This window comes from Haloferula chungangensis (genome assembly GCF_042664875.1).
Classification (GTDB): Bacteria; Verrucomicrobiota; Verrucomicrobiia; order Verrucomicrobiales; family Akkermansiaceae; genus Haloferula; species Haloferula chungangensis.
Genome location: NZ_JBHTBS010000002.1, coordinates 426,037 through 445,128 on the forward strand (window position 1 = coordinate 426,037; position 19,092 = coordinate 445,128).

Annotated in this window: 15 protein-coding genes and 1 tRNA gene; 8 read left to right on the plus strand and 8 right to left on the minus strand. The window is 59.8% G+C overall.

Going from position 1 to position 19,092, the window contains the following annotated elements; all coding sequences use genetic code 11:
• Positions 1–578: 578 nt before the first annotated feature.
• Both dnaB and rplI read right to left on the minus strand, forming a co-directional pair.
• Entirely contained in the window at positions 579–2,015 is a 1,437-nt protein-coding gene (gene dnaB / locus ACFQY0_RS05710; protein ID WP_379710160.1) for a replicative DNA helicase, read from the minus strand.
• A 161-nt stretch (positions 2,016–2,176) separates the two neighbouring features.
• Entirely contained in the window at positions 2,177–2,647 is a 471-nt protein-coding gene (gene rplI, locus ACFQY0_RS05715) for a 50S ribosomal protein L9 (protein ID WP_379710162.1), read from the minus strand.
• A 133-nt stretch (positions 2,648–2,780) separates the two neighbouring features.
• On the opposite strand from rplI, the gene ACFQY0_RS05720 reads away from it, so the two are divergent.
• Positions 2,781–3,398, plus strand: coding sequence for an RDD family protein (locus ACFQY0_RS05720; protein ID WP_379710164.1), 618 nt, complete (start codon positions 2,781–2,783; stop codon positions 3,396–3,398).
• A 45-nt stretch (positions 3,399–3,443) separates the two neighbouring features.
• Here the strand turns inward: ACFQY0_RS05720 and mutM are convergent, their stop codons facing one another.
• Together mutM and trhA are read right to left on the minus strand one after the other, a co-directional pair.
• Complete coding sequence (gene mutM, locus ACFQY0_RS05725) at positions 3,444–4,262, minus strand: bifunctional DNA-formamidopyrimidine glycosylase/DNA-(apurinic or apyrimidinic site) lyase (protein ID WP_379710167.1); 819 nt, start codon at positions 4,260–4,262, stop codon at positions 3,444–3,446.
• A gap of 2 nt (positions 4,263–4,264) precedes the next feature.
• On the minus strand, positions 4,265–4,924 hold the full coding sequence (trhA, locus tag ACFQY0_RS05730) for a PAQR family membrane homeostasis protein TrhA (protein ID WP_379710169.1): 660 nt from the start codon (positions 4,922–4,924) through the stop codon (positions 4,265–4,267).
• Between the two features lie 85 nt (positions 4,925–5,009).
• On the opposite strand from trhA, the gene ACFQY0_RS05735 reads away from it, so the two are divergent.
• From ACFQY0_RS05735 to ACFQY0_RS05745, 3 genes are read left to right on the plus strand one after another with little or no spacing between them, the layout of a single operon-like run.
• On the plus strand, positions 5,010–5,777 hold the full coding sequence (locus tag ACFQY0_RS05735) for an HAD-IIB family hydrolase (RefSeq protein ID WP_379710171.1): 768 nt from the start codon (positions 5,010–5,012) through the stop codon (positions 5,775–5,777).
• On the plus strand, positions 5,774–7,960 hold the full coding sequence (locus tag ACFQY0_RS05740) for an HAD family hydrolase (RefSeq protein ID WP_379710174.1): 2,187 nt from the start codon (positions 5,774–5,776) through the stop codon (positions 7,958–7,960). Before ACFQY0_RS05735 ends, ACFQY0_RS05740 begins: the two co-directional genes overlap by 4 nt.
• An 11-nt stretch (positions 7,961–7,971) precedes the next feature.
• Positions 7,972–8,475 (plus strand): P-loop nucleotide/nucleoside kinase family protein, encoded by a 504-nt coding sequence (locus ACFQY0_RS05745; RefSeq protein ID WP_379710177.1) that lies wholly within the window; start codon positions 7,972–7,974, stop codon positions 8,473–8,475.
• 24 nt (positions 8,476–8,499) lie between these two features.
• On the opposite strand, the gene ACFQY0_RS05750 is transcribed toward ACFQY0_RS05745, so the two are convergent.
• From ACFQY0_RS05750 to ACFQY0_RS05760, 3 genes are read right to left on the minus strand one after another with little or no spacing between them, the layout of a single operon-like run.
• Positions 8,500–9,594 (minus strand): glycosyltransferase family 4 protein, encoded by a 1,095-nt coding sequence (locus ACFQY0_RS05750; RefSeq protein ID WP_379710179.1) that lies wholly within the window; start codon positions 9,592–9,594, stop codon positions 8,500–8,502.
• Positions 9,591–10,520 carry a mitochondrial fission ELM1 family protein gene (locus ACFQY0_RS05755; protein ID WP_379710181.1) on the minus strand — a complete coding sequence of 310 codons (930 nt, stop codon included), beginning with the start codon at positions 10,518–10,520 and terminating at the stop codon, positions 9,591–9,593. Before ACFQY0_RS05755 ends, ACFQY0_RS05750 begins: the two co-directional genes overlap by 4 nt.
• Positions 10,517–11,902, minus strand: coding sequence for a lysophospholipid acyltransferase family protein (locus tag ACFQY0_RS05760; RefSeq protein ID WP_379710184.1), 1,386 nt, complete (start codon positions 11,900–11,902; stop codon positions 10,517–10,519). Before ACFQY0_RS05760 ends, ACFQY0_RS05755 begins: the two co-directional genes overlap by 4 nt.
• A gap of 56 nt (positions 11,903–11,958) precedes the next feature.
• On the opposite strand from ACFQY0_RS05760, the gene ACFQY0_RS05765 reads away from it, so the two are divergent.
• The 4 genes from ACFQY0_RS05765 to ACFQY0_RS05780 all read left to right on the plus strand — a co-directional run bounded on the left by ACFQY0_RS05765 (position 11,959) and on the right by ACFQY0_RS05780 (position 15,603).
• Positions 11,959–12,030: transfer RNA gene (locus ACFQY0_RS05765), tRNA-Arg, on the plus strand.
• Positions 12,031–12,096: 66 nt separating this feature from the next.
• On the plus strand, positions 12,097–13,299 hold the full coding sequence (locus ACFQY0_RS05770) for a hypothetical protein (RefSeq protein WP_379710186.1): 1,203 nt from the start codon (positions 12,097–12,099) through the stop codon (positions 13,297–13,299).
• 112 nt (positions 13,300–13,411) lie between these two features.
• Entirely contained in the window at positions 13,412–14,977 is a 1,566-nt protein-coding gene (gene cimA / locus ACFQY0_RS05775) for a citramalate synthase (protein ID WP_379710189.1), read from the plus strand.
• A gap of 80 nt (positions 14,978–15,057) precedes the next feature.
• Positions 15,058–15,603, plus strand: a complete 546-nt coding sequence (locus ACFQY0_RS05780; RefSeq protein WP_379710191.1) for a TFIIB-type zinc ribbon-containing protein — start codon at positions 15,058–15,060, stop codon at positions 15,601–15,603.
• 11 nt (positions 15,604–15,614) lie between these two features.
• Here ACFQY0_RS05780 and ACFQY0_RS05785 read toward each other — a convergent pair whose 3' ends face one another.
• On the minus strand, positions 15,615–18,959 hold the full coding sequence (locus ACFQY0_RS05785) for a S41 family peptidase (protein ID WP_379710194.1): 3,345 nt from the start codon (positions 18,957–18,959) through the stop codon (positions 15,615–15,617).
• Positions 18,960–19,092 lie beyond the last annotated feature (133 nt).

The window sequence follows — 19,092 nt, forward strand, 5'->3', positions numbered from 1 at the left end:
GGAGGGAGGGAAGCTGGAATTTGGCGCGGCGCAACGCCAAATCCTGGCTTTTACCAGGACTCAGGGGCGCGTCTCGCACTTGCACGGTTCCCCGCAGCACGGGCAGCGGAAGCGACCGAGGAATAGCACCCGGAGAGCCACCGCCAGCCGGTAACTTCCCAAGGTGCGAACAGCGCGGTGGTTCCGGCTGCAGCTGGGTTTGCCGATCAGCGGGCCATGGCAGAGCGGACAGCGAATCCCCAAGCCGATCACCAAATAGCCCAGCCCGCTCGCCAAAGCGGTGCCAAGAAGAATGACAGTGAAGCGCATATCCTTCCCTGAATGGAAAAGAACCTCCCAAACGATCGCAGGGACTAGGAGAACGAGGGCGAAGAATAGAAGAACGAACAGTAAACTGCCGAGCCTGAGTTTGAAGAGGGTCTTGCCGGACCGAAATTTGTGCACCCGGGAAATTATTGATTCTACCGGCGTAGGAGAAGTCAAAAGTTGTTGATCTTCAGACATACCTCATGCTCGGTCGCAGAAGGTTGGGATATGCCCTATGATCACGACATAACTTCGCTCATTTCCCTCGCATACTACGTATCTTCCCGAGCCCTTGTCTCGAAGCGCATCAGTTCGGCAATGAAGGTCAGGGGAACGTGGCCGGTTTCGCCGTTACGGTTTTTCGCCAGGACAAGTTCCGCCTTGCCGGCTTCCTCTTCCTTCTCTTCTTCGGTTTCGGCGTAGTAGGCGGTCCGGTAGAGCAGGCCGATCATGTCGGCATCCTGCTCGATCGTTCCGGACTCACGAAGGTCGGACATGCGGGGAACACCCAGCGATTTTCCGGTTCGTCCTTCAGGTCCACGGTTGAGCTGGGCGAGGACAATGATCGGGATGCTCAGCTCCTTGGCCAAAGCCTTGATGCCGGCAGAGATCTCACCAATTTCACGCTCACGCGAATTGGCCGCTTGCTTGGAGTTGGATTTGAGCAACTGGAGGTAATCGATCGCGATCAATCCAATGTTGTCCTCACGCTTGCGCCGCCGGGCTTTCGCTCGGAGAGTTTCGATGGCGATGCCTGCGGTATCATCGACCCACAATTTCGCCGAGGCCACTTCCTGAGCGGCTCGCTTGAGTTTGATGAGGGATTCCTTGTTCGGCTTGAAGCCCTTGCCGAGTTGGCTCAGCGCAAAGCGGGCACGCGAGAATACGAGACGCTGGACAATCTGAAATGCGGTCATTTCGCAGGAGAAGACCAACGAAGGCACGTTTTGATCCACGGCCATGTGCTCGACCAGGTTCATCATGAAAGAGGTCTTACCCATCGATGGACGGGCCGCGACGACGAACATTTCACCCGGCTTCAGGCCTTTGCTCATGCGGTCGAGGTCGGGGTATCCGGTGGCGACGCCTTGAACTTCCATTTCTCCGGCGAGGATTTCCTGAAAGCGGGTCATCACTTCGCCGACAGACTCCTTGATGTCGAAGCTCTTGGCCGATTCATTGCCCTGACGAATGCCGAGCACGGATTGTTCGACACGGTCGAGGAGCTGGTGGGTTTCCTCGGGGTTGTCGTAGGCCTCGGTGATCGACTCCGTGCAGGTCTGGATGATGGAGCGCAGCGTGTACTTGTCCTTCACGATCCCCAGGTGGGTCATGAAGTGGGCGGCGTTCGGTGCGTAAGTGTAGATGTCGGTAACCGCAGATGGACCACCGACGTGATCGAGAATGGCGCGGTCGTGGAGAAGCTGGACGAGCGAAACGAGCTCGATCTCGGTGCCCTTGGCGTTGAGGTCGGAGAGCGTTTCGTAAAGGAGCCCGTGGCCCGGCAGGTAGAAGTGGTCGCGGGTCAGGCCTTCCTCATGCGCACGACCGATCCATTGCTCAGGGTCCTTGAGCATCGAGGAAAGGACACTCTTCTCCGGACCGAGGGCGTGGGGAAGGGTGCGGGAAACATCGTTCGCCATGTCATCTCCGCTCGATTGGAGGGACGGGCTGTTGAAAGGCTTTTTGGAGTCTACGTCGGTGGCCATCGGGACGACGAACTTGCTGGCTCGGGAGACCGGGGTCAATCTTGGTAGGCTGTGAATTGCCTGTTAATAACTATTCACGAGCCGGTGCATATCCCTTGCAAAACAAAACGGGCGGGTTCCGAAGAACCCGCCCGCTTGCGAAAAACTTGTGAATAAGTCGCTTACTCAGCTTCCTCTTCGCCAGTCGCCTCGACGTTGATCGTCATGGTGGTGGTGACGTCTGGATGAACGCGGATGGTCACGTCGTTCTTGCCGGACTTCTTGATTGGCTTGTCGAGCTCGATGGCGTGGCGATCGATGACGATGCCAGCTGCTTCGAGTTCCTTGTGGATGTCGATCGAAGTGACCGAACCGAATGCCTTGCCACCTTGGCCGAGCTCGAGGACGAACTTCGGACGGAGCTTGGAGATCTTGGTTGCGATGGCCTGAGCGTCTTCGAGTTCTTCAGCTTCGCGACGGGCGCGGGCAGCCTTCAGGTTTTCGATGTGACGGAGATTGCCCTTGGTTGCCTCGTAGGCTTTACCATTGGGGACAAGGAAGTTGCGTGCATATCCTGCACGAACTTTGACGACGTCGGACTCGGCACCGAGACCGGCGATTTTTTCACGGAGAATTACTTGAGCGTTGGCCATGGCTTGCTTGAGCGTTGCTTGGGGGCGGGGAGGTAGGCATCCTGAGGGGCTCAGTCAAGGAAAATGCAGGAAACTCTTGTGGATTAGGGAATCTCGCTCGACCGGGCCGGATCGTGTGATAGCTGTAGTTTCCATGATGGGAGATGAGGAAAAGAAGGATCCACCGCCGCCGAGTTTGAGCAAACCTTCGCCGGTTCCGCCGCCGCCGAGCCTCAGCAAGGCTGAGCCGGCCCCAGAAATGCCGCCTGCCTCGAGCTCACCCGGTCCACCGGTGCTCCAGAAGCCCGTAAAGGTCAATACTCCGGAGGAAGCAGCAGATGAGGAACTGGCACACGAAGCGCCCGCCCCATTGAATACCCGTTTGTTAGCCGGCCTGATCGATGGCCTGGTGGGCGGGGGACTGGGATTTGTGGTCTCTCTGATATTGCCATCCCAATTGGCGACCTTGGTTTGGATCGCCTACATGATGGTCCGTGATTGCCTCCCCTTCCTCAAGGGGCAGAGCGTCGGAAAGACCGCCATGAAACTGAAGGTGGTGAAAAAGGATGGCTCGGATCTGGTGAACGACTGGCAGACCGGAGTGATTCGGAACATTCTCATGGTGATTCCAATTTTCGGCCCCCTCATCGAGGCGGTCGTGCTGATTTCCCGTGACGGAAAACCTGAGAAGGGCATGCGCCTCGGTGACGACTTCGTAAAAACCAGGGTGATCGTCTGGCGGCCAGAGGAAGAACTCCCAGAAGAGCCATAATCGGGTGGCCGGACCGTCGTCGGCGGGTTTACGAATCCGCGATCCTTACTTTTGACACTTCGGGCACCAGTAGGTGGCGCGCTGGCCCATGACCTGTTGACGGATGGGGCTTTGGCAATGGCGGCAGGGCTCGCCTTCGCGACCGTAGACGAAGAGACGCTGGGCGAAGTAGCCGGGTTGGCCGTCGGAGTTGACGAAGTCGCGGAGGGTCGTGCCACCCTGCTCGATCGATTCGCTGAGCACCTGACGAATGGTTTCGACGAGGCGGCTTAGTTTCGGACCTGAAAGTCGGGCTGCGGCAGTGGTCGGACGAATGCCGGCGCGAAAGAGCGACTCGCTGGCATAGATGTTGCCGACTCCAACAACGACCTTGTTGTCCATGATCAGTTGCTTGATCGGAAGCTTCCGACCTCGGCAGGCGCCCTTGAGTCGCGCCGCAGTGAAGTCGTCGGAAAGGGGTTCGGGACCCAGCTTTGAAAGGAGAGGGTGGGTGAGCGGATCTTCGTTCGGCAGGTGAAGGCAGATCCCGAAGCGGCGGGGGTCATGAAAACGCAGTTGCCTACCGTTTGTTAGATCGAGAAGGATATGGTCGTGCTTCCTGAGGTCGGCGGCCGGATCGGAAAGCCGCAGACTGCCGGACATGCCAAGGTGGATGATCAGCGAGCCGGATTTCTCAAGTCGCAGGATGAGGTATTTGGCTCGTCGCTGCACATCGACGAAGCGGTCGCCGCTGATCTGATCGAGCGATGGCGAAACCGGGTAGCGGAGCCGGTGGTTTCTAACAACCACCTCGGCGATGCCGGCACCAACGAGGTAGGGAGTGATGCCGCGGCGCGTGGTTTCGACTTCGGGAAGCTCGGGCATGCTCAGGGGAGAATGTAAAAGATCGTGGCAATCACGTGGCAGGCACTTCCCGCGATCACGAAGAGGTGCCAGATCGCGTGATTGAAGCGGAGCGTCTGCCAGGCGAAGAAAATCACGCCAAAGGTGTAGCAAAGACCACCGGCCACGAGCCAGGCGAGCCCAGCGCCGGGGAGATTGCGAACGAGTGGGACGATGGCGATGACCACCAGCCAGCCCATCACGACATACAGCGCGGTCGACCACCAGGCTTCACGGTTCTTTCGCATCACGGATTTCAGAACGACTCCGGCGATGGCAAGGCCCCAGACACATCCGAAGAGCGACCAGCCCCAGGGGCCGCGCAAGGTGATCAAGGTGACCGGCGTGTAAGTGCCCGCGATCAGGAGATAAATGCAGGCGTGATCGAGAATCTGGAAAAAGGAGCGAAGGCCGGGCGAAGAGACGCTGTGGTAGATGGTGGAGGAGGTGTAGAGAAGAACCAGTGTGCTGCCAAAAATACAGGAGGCAACGATCCGATAGGGATCCGAACCCGAGGCGAGAATCATCATCACGAGCGCCACGATGGAAAACAACGCGCCAATGGCGTGAGTCACCTGGCTGGCATATTCTTCCTCCCGACTGTCGCACAGCGGAGAACGGGGGCGGAAAGGGACGGCGGCCACGCGGCGAAGCTAGGGGGCGAAGGCCACTCTGTCCACGTCGGGATGCTTTCCTTGAGCTGTGAATGATCGATGCTAGGCTGGCATCATGCGGAGGGGAAAGAAGGTCAGGTTGGTTTGTTCGGATATCGATGGAACGGTGCTGGGAGCGCCGGAAGCAGTGACGGAATTTCGGCGGATCTGGGACGGCATGTCCGGAGATCGGCCGCTTCTGATCTACAGCACCGGCCGGCTTCTTGAAGACGCCAAGCGGGTGATCCGGGAAGGTGGGCTGCCGATGCCGGAATATTTCATCGGAGGTGTCGGGACGATGGTCGAGGAAGTGAAGGACGGAAAAGTGCTGAAGGAATATTCCCACGTGCTCGACCAGAACTGGGATCGACGGAAAGTGGACGAGTTGGTGCGGGGGATCGAAGGCATCGAAGCGCAGGCCGACGAGCAGCAGCACGAGTGGAAGAGCAGTTGGTTCTGGCACGATGCCGCCGAGGAAGACCTGGATCGTCTGCGCTCGACGCTCAAAGAGGCCGGGCTGGAAGCTCAGGTGATTTATTCATCGGCACGCGATCTCGATGTGCTGCCGGTGACGGCGAACAAGGGCAATGCGCTCCGTTGGATTTGCCAGCGACTGGGCATCTCCCTCGATGAAGCCGTGGTTTGCGGTGATACCGGCAACGATGCATCGATGTTTCTCGTTCCGGGGGTGCGGGGAATCGCGGTGGGCAATGCCGAGCCGGAATTGTTGGAGGCTGTTAGGGGCACCGATGCCCACCTGGCCAAAGGCAAGTGCGCGGCCGGCGTGATCGAGGGACTGAAGGCCTTCGGCGTGATCGAGGACACCAATATTTCAAACTCATGAGGGACAACATCGACATTCTCCATTTTTCAATCCACGGCCTGATCCGGGGAGAAAATCTTGAGCTCGGACGCGACCCTGACACCGGAGGGCAGTGCCTTTACGTTCTCGAATTGGTGAAAGCGCTCGCTCGTGACGAACGCGTGGGGCGGGTCAGTCTGGTGACGCGACGGGTTTTCGATGACAAGATCTCCAGCGACTACGCGGAAGCGGTCGAGGATCTGGGAAATGGCGCGGACATCCGGCGGATCGAAGCGGGGCCGCGGCGCTACCTGCGGAAGGAAGTGCTGTGGCGGCATCTCGACGCCTTTGTCGATGGCACACTGGCATGGCTGCGCCGGGAGCGGCGCGTCCCGGACCTGATCCACGCGCATTATGGCGATGCAGGGTATGTCGGCAGGCAGGTCGCGGCAGTGCTCGGTTGTCCGTTTGCCTTCACCGGGCATTCGCTCGGACGCGTGAAACGTCAGCGCTTGGGAGACGGGGGAGTGAACTCGGCGGAGATTGAGCGTCGCTACAACCTTGAAGCGCGGATCGAAGCGGAAGAGATGAGTCTGGATGCCGCATCGATCGTGTGCACCAGCACCCAGCAGGAAGTCGATGACCAGTATTCGCTCTACGATCAGTACGCGGCCGAGCGCATGCGGGTGATTCCTCCGGGTGTCGACCTCAGCCGCTTTGATGGCGAGGGGAATCCTGAGGTGATTCGCAGCGTCGCAGCAAAGCTGGACCGCTTTCTCAAGGATCCTTCGAAGCCCGCCGTCTTTGCCATCGCGCGTGCGGATGAACGAAAGAACCTGATAGGACTTGTTAGAGCGTTCGGAAACAACGAGTGGCTGCGGGAGAATGCCAATCTCGTGCTGATCGGTGGAAACCGCGACAAGCTCGCCCAATTGCCTCCTGGGGCGAGAAAAGTTTGGAATGAGTTGCTGAAGGCCATCGACGATTTCGACCTCTATGGGGTCTGCGCAATTCCCAAGAAGCACGAGGCACCGGAAGTCGCCGGCTTCTATCGCTGGACCTCCGAACGGAAAGGTGTGTTCGTGAATCCGGCATTCACCGAGCCCTTCGGGTTGACCTTGTTGGAGGCGGCGGCCGCGGGCCTGCCTCTGGTGGCGACGAATGACGGCGGGCCACGTGACATTCTTGCGAATTGCGAGAATGGCGAGTTGGTCAACGCTTTGGACCCCGACGAGATCGGACGGGCGATCGAGGGAATTCTGTCGAACCCGGAGCGTCAGGCGGAGTTGTCGAAAACCGGCGCAAGCAAGGTGCGGGAATATTACAGTTGGGACGCCCATGTCCGCCGCTACCTCGAACAACTCGAGGAGATTCTTCCGAAGGAAGGTCGTCCGAATGAGGAGGGCTCGCGACAACTTCTTGCCAAAGCCGAGCACTGGGTGGTGATGGATCTTCCGCCGAACCTGGAAGATGAACCTGCGGAATTGGTCGAACGCTGGCGTGCCTTGTTTCGCAAGAATGATATCGGATTGGGGATTGCCACGGGTCTGACTTATGATGATGCACGAGAGGTGATCGAACGTCTCCAGATGCCAAAGCCGACCTTCATTATCTCAGGACTTGGTGCGAACATCCGCTACGGTAAAACGGGCGTCCGAGATGAGGTCTGGGAGAAGCAGGTGAAGATGCACTGGAACCATGACGGCGTGATTGCCGCTCTGGATGGCGATGAGCGCATCGAACTTCAGCCAGAAGAACGACAGCACCCCCTCAAGGTTTCCTATTTCTGGAAAGGGGAAGGGAAGGCTGTGGCGAAAAACATCCAGGGAAGGCTGCGCGAGCATGGGGTCGCGGCGAAGGTCATGGTGACGGCCGGATGTTTTGTCGACGTCGTGCCGGTCCGGTCCGGAAAAGACGTGGCACTGCGCTACCTCGAGCACAAGTGGGGTATCGACCCGGCGAAGATCTACTGTTTCGGGACTTACGGAAATGATATCTCAGTGGTTCGCGGTCGGAACCTCAGTGCGATTGCAAAGGATTCCGATGCCGCGCTCCGTCGGCTGAGGTCCAGGCCGCGGCTCTACAAATGTGAACAGAGCGGTTTGGCAGGATTCTTTGAAGGCCTCGATCATTACAGGATTCTCGAAGGGGCACCGCCGCCACTTCCTGATGCCCAGGATACCGATGATGATGAATCGGTTCCGGTTGGAGAAATCCTTTCCTGATCGCAGCTTTCATGAAGGAGTGCCATCTGGTCAGCGGACCGCCGGCTTCAGGGAAAACATGCTATGCCCGCAAACTTGCGATGCAGATCGGCGGGTGTCTGATCGATAGCGATGAACTGAGCGAACGACTGATCCGTGCGGGGCTTGCGCTCGCGGGCATGGATCCCGACGACCGGGATTCTCCGGCCTACAAGCAGGCCTACCGTCAGGTGGTCTACGAAACGATGTACGATGTCGCCCGTAGCAATCTTGCGACGGTGCCGGTGGTGCTTGCCGGACCCTTTACGAGAGAGGGCGGTGAGGCAGGCTGGCTCGACGAGTTGGGGGATCGACTCGGTGTGAAACCCCTGGCGCATTTCATCTGGTGTGATCCGGCATCCAGGAAGAAACGCATCGTGGATCGAGGGGAAGCTCGCGACCGCCCGAAGCTCGAAGCGTGGAATGACTACCTGAAACTCTGCCGTGAAGATCGGCCGGTCTGGCCGCATCATTTCGTGGACACAAGCGATACCTGATCCCGACGGGAATCCTGCGCTTCTTCAAATCAATTCCCGATAGACGTCGAGCGTGCCGGAGAGCATCCGTTCGAGCGTGAAGGGATTCTCTCGGACGACTTCGGGGGGATGGCGGAGCAGTTCCTTGATGATGGGGAGCGCGGCATCAGGCTCGAGCGCAGGGAGGAGCCCCTGCGGGTAGAGGATCTCAAGTTGCTCCTTCACGCCGCCGAGCGCGTAGCCCGCGACGGGGATGCCGAGGCTGAGGGCTTCGATGGTGGTGCGGCCGAAGGATTCGGGCTGGCTTGTTAGAGAAAGGACGAGGGCCGAGATCGAGAGGATTTCGCGGAGATCGGAGCGGTTGCCGGTAAAGGTGATGCGATCGCTGAGTCCGGCGTCGATGACCGCCTGATGGATTTCGCTCTCGTATTCCCTTTTGCGCGGGTGCGCACCACCGACGACGAGACCGTGAAGGCTCGGGTCTTCGGCGAGTTGCTTGAAGATCTGGATGAAGTCGCTGTGGCCCTTCAGCCGAGTGATGCGCCCGGGCAGGGTGATGAGCCGCTTGCCGACGGTGTTGGGAAATTCTTCGTCGAAGGCCTGTTGCCAGTCCGGACCTGGTTTGAATCCGAAAGGGTAGACAGCGGGGTCGACGCCACGCGGAATGACCCGAAGGATCTCGTCGGGTGTTTTCGGGTAACTACTACGAACGTAGTCGCGAATGCTTTCCGATACGCAGATGACGCGCTCGCCGCGGCACATGATTTCTGACCAGCGGCTGACTGAGTAAAAGCCATGAACGGTGGTGACGAGTTTCGGGCGGGATTCAGCAGGAAGCTTTCGCCACGCAAGCCACAGCAGCCAGGCCGGGACTCGCGAACGGAGGTGAAGGATGTCGGGCTTCTCCTCGATGAGGAGTTGGCGGACTTGTTTGACGAGAAAGAGGGTGCCGAGGCTCTTTTTTCCGACGGGAAGGGTGATGTGACGACTGCCTGCGGCTTCGAGCTCGGCGACCTGCCTGCCGCCTCCGGAAAGAACCAGGGATTCATGTCCCTTTTCGACAAGGTAAGCACCGAGCTCCAGAGTGCCACGCTCGACACCGCCGGAATTCAGTTCGGGAAGGACCTGGAGGACTTTCATCTGGATGGAGCGAGGTCCGGGAAGAATCGGCGAAGGACCTCGGCAGCGCAGCGCTCGGATTCACGCAGCACTTCAGGTGGCTCGGGCAGGATGCTGGATGGCTCCCATTTGCTGACGGGGGTTAGGTAGCCGTCGTCGATGAGCTCATCGATGCCGCGTGCAACACGACCATTCGGCTTGAGCCGCGGAACAGGCAGGAGTCCGACGCGGGCGCCACTACTAAGAGCCTCGTAGATCATCGAGACGCTGTCTTCGCTGACCCAGACTTCGGCGGCTTCGGCGAGGCGTTCGGGGAGCCAGTCACGACCGGTGGTGGCGTGAGGATGGGTGACGAGCGCCGGGCACGCCTTCGCCAGAGACTCGAGCTCGCCTTCGGGCGTGCGGCGGGAATTGGTGATGCGCCATGGCCGCTCGCCACAGGCTTCGACGATCGAGCAAATCGCCTTGGAGATGCTGTCGGAGTCCCATGCGTAGGAGGATGATGGCCCCCCAAGGAGAATGAGTCCTCCATTTCTTGGGCGCTCCCCGGGAGGTGGAACACGGTTGAGCGCGCCTCGCGTGGCGATCATGTTGGGACGTGGCGGTCTGCCCTTGAGGTCGTGTCGGGGGATCACGCAGAGACTGAAAAAGTTGCTCGGAAGCGTCGGCTTCATCATGACCACGCAGGGCGCGCCGCTGGTGCGGGAGATGGCGAGCATGCGTCCGTGCACGGCATGTCCGGCACCGATGATCAGGTCGGGCTTCGGAATATCCTCATGGAGCTTTCCGGAAGTGAAGAGGCTGGCAATCAGGTGCTGCCTTTTGACTGGAAGCAGGGTGACGTGAATCTCTGTTAGGCGGCCCAGGGCTTCCGCCAGGCCGCGGGATTGATTCTCGTGACCGGGTTTGCCATCCGTGAGAAGGAGTATTTGAAGTGCGTCGCTCATGCCTTCTTGGGGTTGGGGACTTCAGCAAGTTTTGAGGCGATGTCCCTCCATTCGTCAGGACATTTCGGATAGGGAAAGCTGCGTGTCCATGGCTTTCCCTGGACATCGCAACCAATGATTGAGCGCAGGCCGGCACGCTTGGCAGCCTTGGCAATCACGGGCGTGCCGCCGAAAAGCAGCGCGGCATCAAGCGGTGCCGGATGGGAGTCGTCGATGCGATCAAGCGCACCCGAAGCATGCTCATCCGGAGCGGAATGGTCCCATGCGTGTTTTACGACGCGTGGATCGGGATGCTCACCGGGCAATGAGGTCAGCCATTCGATGCGAAGGTCGGGCCGCTCGGCAAAGAGCGCCTCGAACAGGACGTCGGCATCCTCCTGGCTGTCGTCGCGGAGAGTGAGAAGCACCCGCATTGGCACGCTGGCCTGCCTGGCGATTTCCGGATCGAACTTGGTGTAGAAGCTCAAGGGGCGAATCCGGTCCGCGCGCCAACGATCGTGAAACCAGAAGACGTCCGCGAGGCTGCTGCGCATCGTGGACTCCATCGCTTTAACCATTCCGGCCACTCCGGGAGATTTCCCCAACGAATGCATTTCCGCCCGCCAGCGGCCATTTCCGATGGTTGTGATGGCCAGGGTGCAGACCTCGGCCTTGGCGCGTCGCGCCATCAGGTCGGGAAGCGGGGTGCTGGTTGTGAGCTTCCCGAAGAAAGGAAGCACGACGCCTTGGGCGCCGGCGCGTTGATCGGAGAGCACGCCCAACGGGCCGGGAGAACGAAGTAGGGCGATCGGCGCGTGGAAGCCGTCGTGCCGACTGAACAGCTGGCAGCCATCGGCGGCACGGCGTTTGTTGGTCAGCCTGTCCATCAGCGGATTGTCCAGCGGTCGATAGATCGCCCCGAAGCGGCTGATGCCGGAGTGGAGTCCGCTGAGTTTGGCCATGATTTCCCAGTTGCCCATGTGCGACATGATCACGACGAGTCCGTTGCCGGCTTCCTCCCGCGAAAGCAGATCGCAGCGGGAGATCTCGATGCTTTTTGAGAGCTCCTCGGAGGTCACCGTCGCACTTTTCAGGCTGCTGAGGAAATTGGCTCCGACGCGGCGGAACGTTTCGTCGATGAGCTGGTCGAGTTCCCGAGGCGGGAGAGGGTTCTCTGCGGTGGCGATGCGGAGGTTGCGGCGGATGAGACGGCGGTATTTCGGGCTGAGAAACTGGAAAATCCGGCCGCACAGGCGTCCCAACAGCGCGCAGGAATCCATTGGCAGCAGTCCCATGATCCCCTCGACTGTGCGGAAAGCACCATACTCCAGACGGTGGAGAAGAGTCGGGTTGTCGGAGGAGGGTGCGGCCATTCGGTCGCCATGCTTGATGCTGACACGCATGATCGCAAGCCTCGGGCTTGCCTGTCGGCCAAGATCCTGCCTAGCCTCCGCCCGCCGGTCCCGTAGTTCAACGGATAGAACAAGGGTTTCCTAAACCTTAGATGCAGGTTCGATTCCTGCCGGGATCATTTTTTCTCCTGCTGCCGGGGCGGGGGCTAGCCAAGGGGCGGGGGAGGATTCAGTTTTGTGGGGTTATGGCATGGCGAATTGATGAGCAGGTGGTTCGTGGGGAAGTGGATTGCCGCGCGAGGGGGAAAGTGACGGGGAAGATCTGGTTTCTGGGGCGCAAGGAGCCGGTAGTTCTAGATCTGGACGGGTATCCGGGGCGGGATCTGGCGGGGCATACTCTGAGCTTCTCCAATCCGAACCCGAAGGGCGAGTTGGGAGAGGGCTTCGCGGCGCTACAGGCTGGCGCGGTGGGCGATATGACGGCCTCGAGAAAGGCCAAAGTGCCCGATATTCCAATGGAAGAAGTGGCGGAATACTACCGGAGGAAAGAGCCGTTTCCCTGGCACTGGGGAAATACGATCTATCTGGAATGGTACAGTGAGCTCAACGGTCGGGTGGTGATCGAATCGGCGGAATTTGAGTTGGAAGTGAGCAGCGAGGCGACTTGGACGATGAGTGAGGAGGACGAGGCGGCGCAACGGGAGGAGAGTGCCTTGGCGATCCTGAACACCTTGGCGGAGATCCCAGCGGGGGACGATGACGACGAAGCGCAGAGTGAGGCCGAGGCGGAAGCGGATGCGGAGGCGGCGCGGATGGATCTTTTGCTCGATCGGGTGACGGCGAGGCTGGAGCGGGAAGGCGCGGAAAATTTTGAGAAAGTGCTGAAGGAAGAGCGTGAACGGATGAAGCGCGAAAGCGGTGAGCCGGAGGAGGTGGTGACGCCGGAGATGGAGGAGGAGCGGAGGCAGTGGATCGAGGAACTGAACGCGGCGGCCGAGGAGGCGGCGAGTGAGCTAGAGGCGGAGAAGTGGAAGGGTGACGGGGAGAGAAACACAAGAGATCGCCATCCTCTGGTGGATCGTGGCCTGGATCTATCAGTGCGACTTTTCAAAGAGGTTGCGGACTGGCTGCCCGACGACGTGCAGGCGGAGCATCCGCTTCTGGAGATCGTGAATTCCGCGTCGTCGGCGAGCGCCAAGCTGGGCGGGGCGCTCAGTGAGGAAAACGAATGGCCGCCGGACAAGCTGTTCGCGGGCAATGTGCTGGTGCGGCTGAAGAAGGCGCGGGGTTATCTGCGCGACGCCCTGAGTGGGCTGGATTCGGCAGACGAGGGGGGATTGGGCACGCCGGAATGGCGGTCGGAGATCCGCCACGAGCTTGGCGAGATGCTGGATGCCGTGAATGGCTTGATCCGCGAGGTGCGGGAGGTTTTGGGCGAGGGGGATTGACTGTCAGGTACTTCAGGGGATTTTGGCGCGGACCAGGCGAGCGTCGAAATGCCTGTTTCCCGGGTTGCCCAATGCGGGAGCTGGTCCTAGGCTCCGCGCCCTGCCACGGACCATGAAACCAGTCACCATTTACGATACGACCCTGCGCGATGGAACGCAGGGCGAAGGATTTCAGCTGTCGATGCTCGATAAGCTGCGGATCGCCAAGCGTCTTGATGAGTTCGGTGTGGACTACATCGAAGGGGGCTGGCCGGGTTCCAACCCGAAGGATGTGGAGTTTTTCCAAGAGGCGAAAAAGCTGGAGCTGAAGTACGCGAAGCTGGCGGCCTTCGGTTCGACGCGGCGGGCGGATCTGAAGGTCGAGGACGATCCGCAGGTGCGACTTCTCATCGAGGCGGAGACGCCGGTGGTGACGATCTTCGGCAAGAGCTGGGAGCTGCATGTGACGGAGGTGCTGCGGACGACGGCCGAAGAGAACCAGGCGATGATCCGCGATACCGTGGAGTATCTGGTGAGCAAGGGGCGGGAGGTCGTCTATGATGCCGAGCACTTTTTCGATGGCTACAAGGATTCGCCGGAGCATGCGATCGCGACGTTGAAGGCGGCGGCGGAGGGTGGCGCGGCTGTGCTGGTGCTCTGCGATACGAATGGTGGCACGCTGCCTTCCGAAGTGATGGAAATTTCGGCCGCGGTGAAGGATGCGATCCCGGGCACACCGTTCGGGATTCACACGCACAACGACTGCGAACTCGGGGTGGCGAATGCCATCGCTGCAGTGAGGGCGGGCGGTGTGCAGGTGCAGGGCACGATCAACGGCTACGGGGAACGCACCGGAAACTGCAACCTGACTTCGGTGATCCCGATTCTCCAGCTGAAGATGGGAATCAAGGTGATCGATGATCTCTCGGCGCTGCAGACGCTTTCCTACTTCGTCGATGATGTATCTAACAACCCGCACTTTGCCCGGGCTCCTTTCATCGGAAGAACGGCCTTTGCGCACAAGGGCGGGATGCACGTGAATGCGGTGCAGAAAATCGCCCGCAGCTACGAGCACATTGAGCCGGGACTGGTGGGGAACACCCAGCAGATCCTGGTTTCCGAACTGAGCGGACAATCGAACATCCTGATCAAGGCCGAGCAGCTCGGCATGAAGCTCGACAAGGGATCGGAGGAGGCGAAGAACGTGCTGGGTCGGGTCAAGGAGTTGGAGAACGAAGGTTATTCGTTCGAAGCCGCCGGTGGTTCGCTGGAGCTGCTGATCCGGAAGGAACTCGGGCAGCATGTGAAGCCGTTCGACCTGAAGGAATTTCACACCTCATACCGTCTCTACCGCGACGGCCATCAGCCGGTTTGCGAAGCGACCGTGAAGGTCCACGTGGGTGAGGAAAGTCATTACACCGTGGCCGAGGGCAACGGAGTGGTGAACGCCCTCGACAAGGCTCTGCGCAAGGCTCTGCTGCCATTTTATCCGGAGATCGAGGACGTTTCGCTCAGTGACTACAAGGTGCGGATCATTGATGGCCACGATGCGACGGCGGCGAAGACCCGCGTGCTGGTGGTATCGACCGACGGTGAAAAGAGCTGGGGCACGATTGGCGTTTCCGAGAACATCATCGAGGCTTCGTGGATCGCGATCGTTGATAGTATCGATCTGTTTCTGCAGCGTCGGAGGGGCTGAGTGGAACAGCTTGGGCACTGGTAAATTCGTTGCCGGATTGTAGCTGCGGCTAACGGTGCGACTGCTGTTAGATCGGGCTCATGAATAGTCCAGTCGTCACCGGGAGAGTCATGCAGCGCGAAGCGCTTGCGGAAGGTTTGCTTGCCTATCGATGTGGTGAGTCCGGCGGAATCTATATTCCGGCCGACTCCTACTGGCGTTGGCTGTCACGTTCTACCGAGCGCTTGCCTCAATTGCCGATGCCGTCGGAGGAGGTTCCCAAGGAGGAGTCTTCGGGGCGGACTTTGGTTTGTCCCGAGAGTGGCATGCTGATGACCCGGTATCGGGTAGGGCATGGTTTTGGGTTCGCGATTGATCGATCTCCGTCGGGTGGAATCTGGCTTGATGCGGGTGAGTGGGAAGCTCTCAGGAATCGTCAGTTTCATGATGAACTCCATCTCGTTTTCACGGCACCATGGCAGCGGGAGATCCGCCGACTCGAGTGGGTGGAGGCCGAGAAGCTGCGCTATGAAGAGCGCTTGGGTGCGGCGCTTGTGTCGAGAATCGACGCGCTGAGGCGAGAGTTGGCAGAGCACCCGGATCGGGAGATGGCCCTGGCTTTGATCAATCGACCGCTGGGCGATTGATGGTTCGCTGGTCAGCGATTGCGGTAGTGGACCTTGAAAGGCGTGTGATCTTCGGTGGCGACGTCCTCAAGCAAGGTTGAAACGGCGACTTCGAGCTGGGGGTCGCGGCCGGCGACGAGTTGATCGGGAGTCGGCCAGACGACGATGTCAGGCTTGGCGCCGTTCATTTCCATGTCCTCGCCGGTGTCCGGCAGGAACCAACCACGGAACGGGACACGAAGGGTGCCGGCATCCAGAATGCGGTCTTTGCCGGCGGAGATGACGCCGCCTGCTGTTTGCACTCCGACGACTTTTCCCCGCTTGAGCGTCTTGATTGCGTGGGCGAAAATCTCGGCGTTTGAGTAGGAGTTCTGGTTGCAGAGCACGATCAGGGGCTTGTGCCAGGAGGCGTAGACCTTGCGGTCCTGCGGGTAGCCGGGGCCGCCGTCGCGCGGGATGGTCACGGCGTGGCGTGGCTGGCAGAGCACGGTGAGAAGGTGGTCGGTGATCATGCCGCCACCGTTGTCGCGGATATCGATGATGAGCCCGTCCTTGCCATGACCTGCCGCATAAATTTCGCGTTCGAAGCGCTCGAATTCGTCCCAGAACATGCGGGCGATGTGGACGTAGCCAAGCTTGCCGTTAGAGAGCGTTTCGACGTGGTCGCGGTTCTTGACGACCAGTTCGGCTTCGGCCAGCTCGGTGGCCTTTTCGTAGGAAATGGGTTCGAGTTCGTGGGAGTACTCGTAACCTTCCGCATCGCGAACGGTGATGTCGATGCGGCGGTCCATGCGGCCATTCATGAAGCGGTGAAGGGGAGTGGAGCCATCGACGCGGCGGCCATTGACGCGAACAATGGTGTCGCCTGCCTGAACCGGTGGGATGCAGTTGGCGGCAGGGCTATCGGCGATAACGTTTTCGACGAACAGGGGATCGCCCGCTCCTTTGCGACCAAAGCGGATGCCGAGGTGGCGGGTGGTTTGAAATTCGGCTCCTTCGTTTTCCCAGGCTTCCGGCCATTCGGTGGACAGGAAGGTAAGGTGAGAGGCATTCAGTTCGCCGAGCAGCATGGCGACGACGCGGTCAAAGGTGCGCGAGTCGGGCGCGGTGGCAGCGGTTTCCTCATACTTGGCGAGCATCTTGTCCCAGTTCGCCCCGTTCATCGACGAGTCATAAAAACGATCGCGCAGGGTGCGCCAGACGATGCGGAAGCAGAGCCGCTGATGGGCGACGCGGTCACGCACCATGCGGGTGGAGAGCTTGTATTTGGAGAGCTTGCCGTTTTTCAGGACGGCGGGAGCGCGATCGACCAGCCAAAGCAGCGAGCCATCGGATTCCATGCGGATGGGCAGACCACGGTTGCCGGAGATGTCCTCCATTTTCGCGGTGGCACGGGCATCGATGCTGTAGAGGGTATCGTTCGAGCTATTCTTTGATTGGAAGAGGATCGAGCCGGAATCTGCGGACCAGATCACCCGCTCCGGCTCGATGCCTCGGGTATTCAAACGGACGATGCGCTCACTCAATCCTTCGAAGTCGATATTCAGACGCTTGGTCTTCTTTTTTTTCTTCGTGGCGGAGGGGAGTGGAGCGTGGAGCTCTTCTCGCAATTCGGCGCTTGCCGATTCTTCGTTGGGCTCCTTGGTGGCAGGATCCTCCGGATCCGTGCGGTCTTCGGAATCGGAGTTGGCCTCCTGTTGATAGTAAGGGTCATCCCGCATGATCGCCTCGGCTTCAAGCTGGCGACGGGTCCGGGTGCTGCGGACGGCTTCTTCAAGCCGGAGGTCGACGTAGAAGAGGCTCATCTCATTGTTGAGGCGGCGACCGGTGAAGGCAATCTTGCGGCCATCCGGAGACCAGCGGGGCGATCCTTCAAAATCCGGGTGACGTGAGATGTTGAAAGGTTCCAGCGAGCCGTCGATGGGGATGACGTAGATGTCGCGATTGAAATTCTGGTCCTGGGCGGCAAAGACGATCCATTGGCCGTCGGGCGACCAGTCAAATGTCGGGGCATCCCAGCACTCGAAAAGAACCTGGGGATTTTTGCCATTGATGTCGGCGATGGTCAGATCACCGCTGCCGGAAATCCACGCGAGATGGGTTCCTTTCGGGCTGATCGAGAAGCGACGTTTGTTTTCCGGGCCGAAGGTGATCTGTTCGAATTCGAAGGATTCGGTGCGCCACCAGAAGTCATCCGGATCCTTGCGCGAGATGCGCCAGATGTTGGCTTCGATGCCGTCGTCGAAGCGGTAGTAAACGTATTTGCCATCGGGAGTGAAGGCGGGGTCGTCTTCAAGTCCGTCGGTCTGGGTGATGCGGTTCGGTTCGCGAAGAACAGTGTCCATGGCCCACAGTTCGCCTTCCGCCTTGAAGACAATCTCAAGTTTGCTGGGCGAGAAATCGGCATCGACGGTGCCGGTGATGTGGCGAACTTCGCTGGTGGTTTCCGGAAGATCCTCAGCTTGCCAAATAACGAGCTTCTCAGGTTTCGCTTCCTTTCCCGGAAGGTAGCGCCACAGGTCGAAGCCACGACGGAAGACGATCGTCGAGCCATCGTGGGAGAGTGCTGGCAGCATCACGCCGTCGTCGCTGAAATCGGTCAGTTTTTTGTCGTCGCTCCCGTCGAGCTTGCGCGACCAGAGGTTGAGGGTGCCATCGCGTTCGGAGATGTAGTAGAAGCCTTTCGAGTCCGGCCATGGCATGGGCGAGCGGGCCTCTTCCTCTTCTTTGATCAGGGAGGTGAAGGTCTTGCTACTAGGTTCGTAGGACCAGATCGACGAGGCACGCGGGCCTTTGTAGCCTTTTCGGTAGAGTTGCTCACCCTCTCGGCAGAAAAGAACCTTCTTGCCATCGGGCATCCACATCGAGGAGTTGCCCTTCTCGTCGAAGACGTAGGTTTCCGGAGCTTCACGACGGAGATTGATCTGAATCAGCCGATAGGGGCGGAAGCCGGGTTCGTCGCGCAGGCCGCGGAGGATGGCGGTGCTGCCATCAGGGGTGATGCACTCGAGCGTGCCGCCTTCCGAGTGGAAGCTGTGCTGGGTGGCCGGTCCGCCGTCGGCGGGCATCGAGAAAAGCTGAAGGGCCCCTGCACGCGTCGAGCAGAAGTAGATGGTCTTGCCGTCGGGAGAGAACTGCGGGTAGCTGTCGCGGGCCGGATGAGCCGTGATGCGGGTGGCACGGCCCCCGTCGGAGGGCGCGGCCCAGAGGTCATCCCGCCATTCGAAAGCGACCGTTTTCCCGTCAGGCGAGAGGCAGGGCCAGCTGGTCATTTGAACGACGCCGGCGCCGTCAGGCACGACGTCATTCGCCGGCGCTACGTGGAGCAGGCTAGAAAGGGCGAGGAACAGGAGATAGCGAAGAGAAACGGACCACATACGGGTGAACGGTACTAATACGCTGGAACGGAAGGGCTTCTGTCGAAGATATTTAACTAATCCGAAGGAATTAGGCAAGCTGTCACTTCGAACGGTGAGCAGGAACGGGGCCAGATGGGGCGAGGCAGGGTGT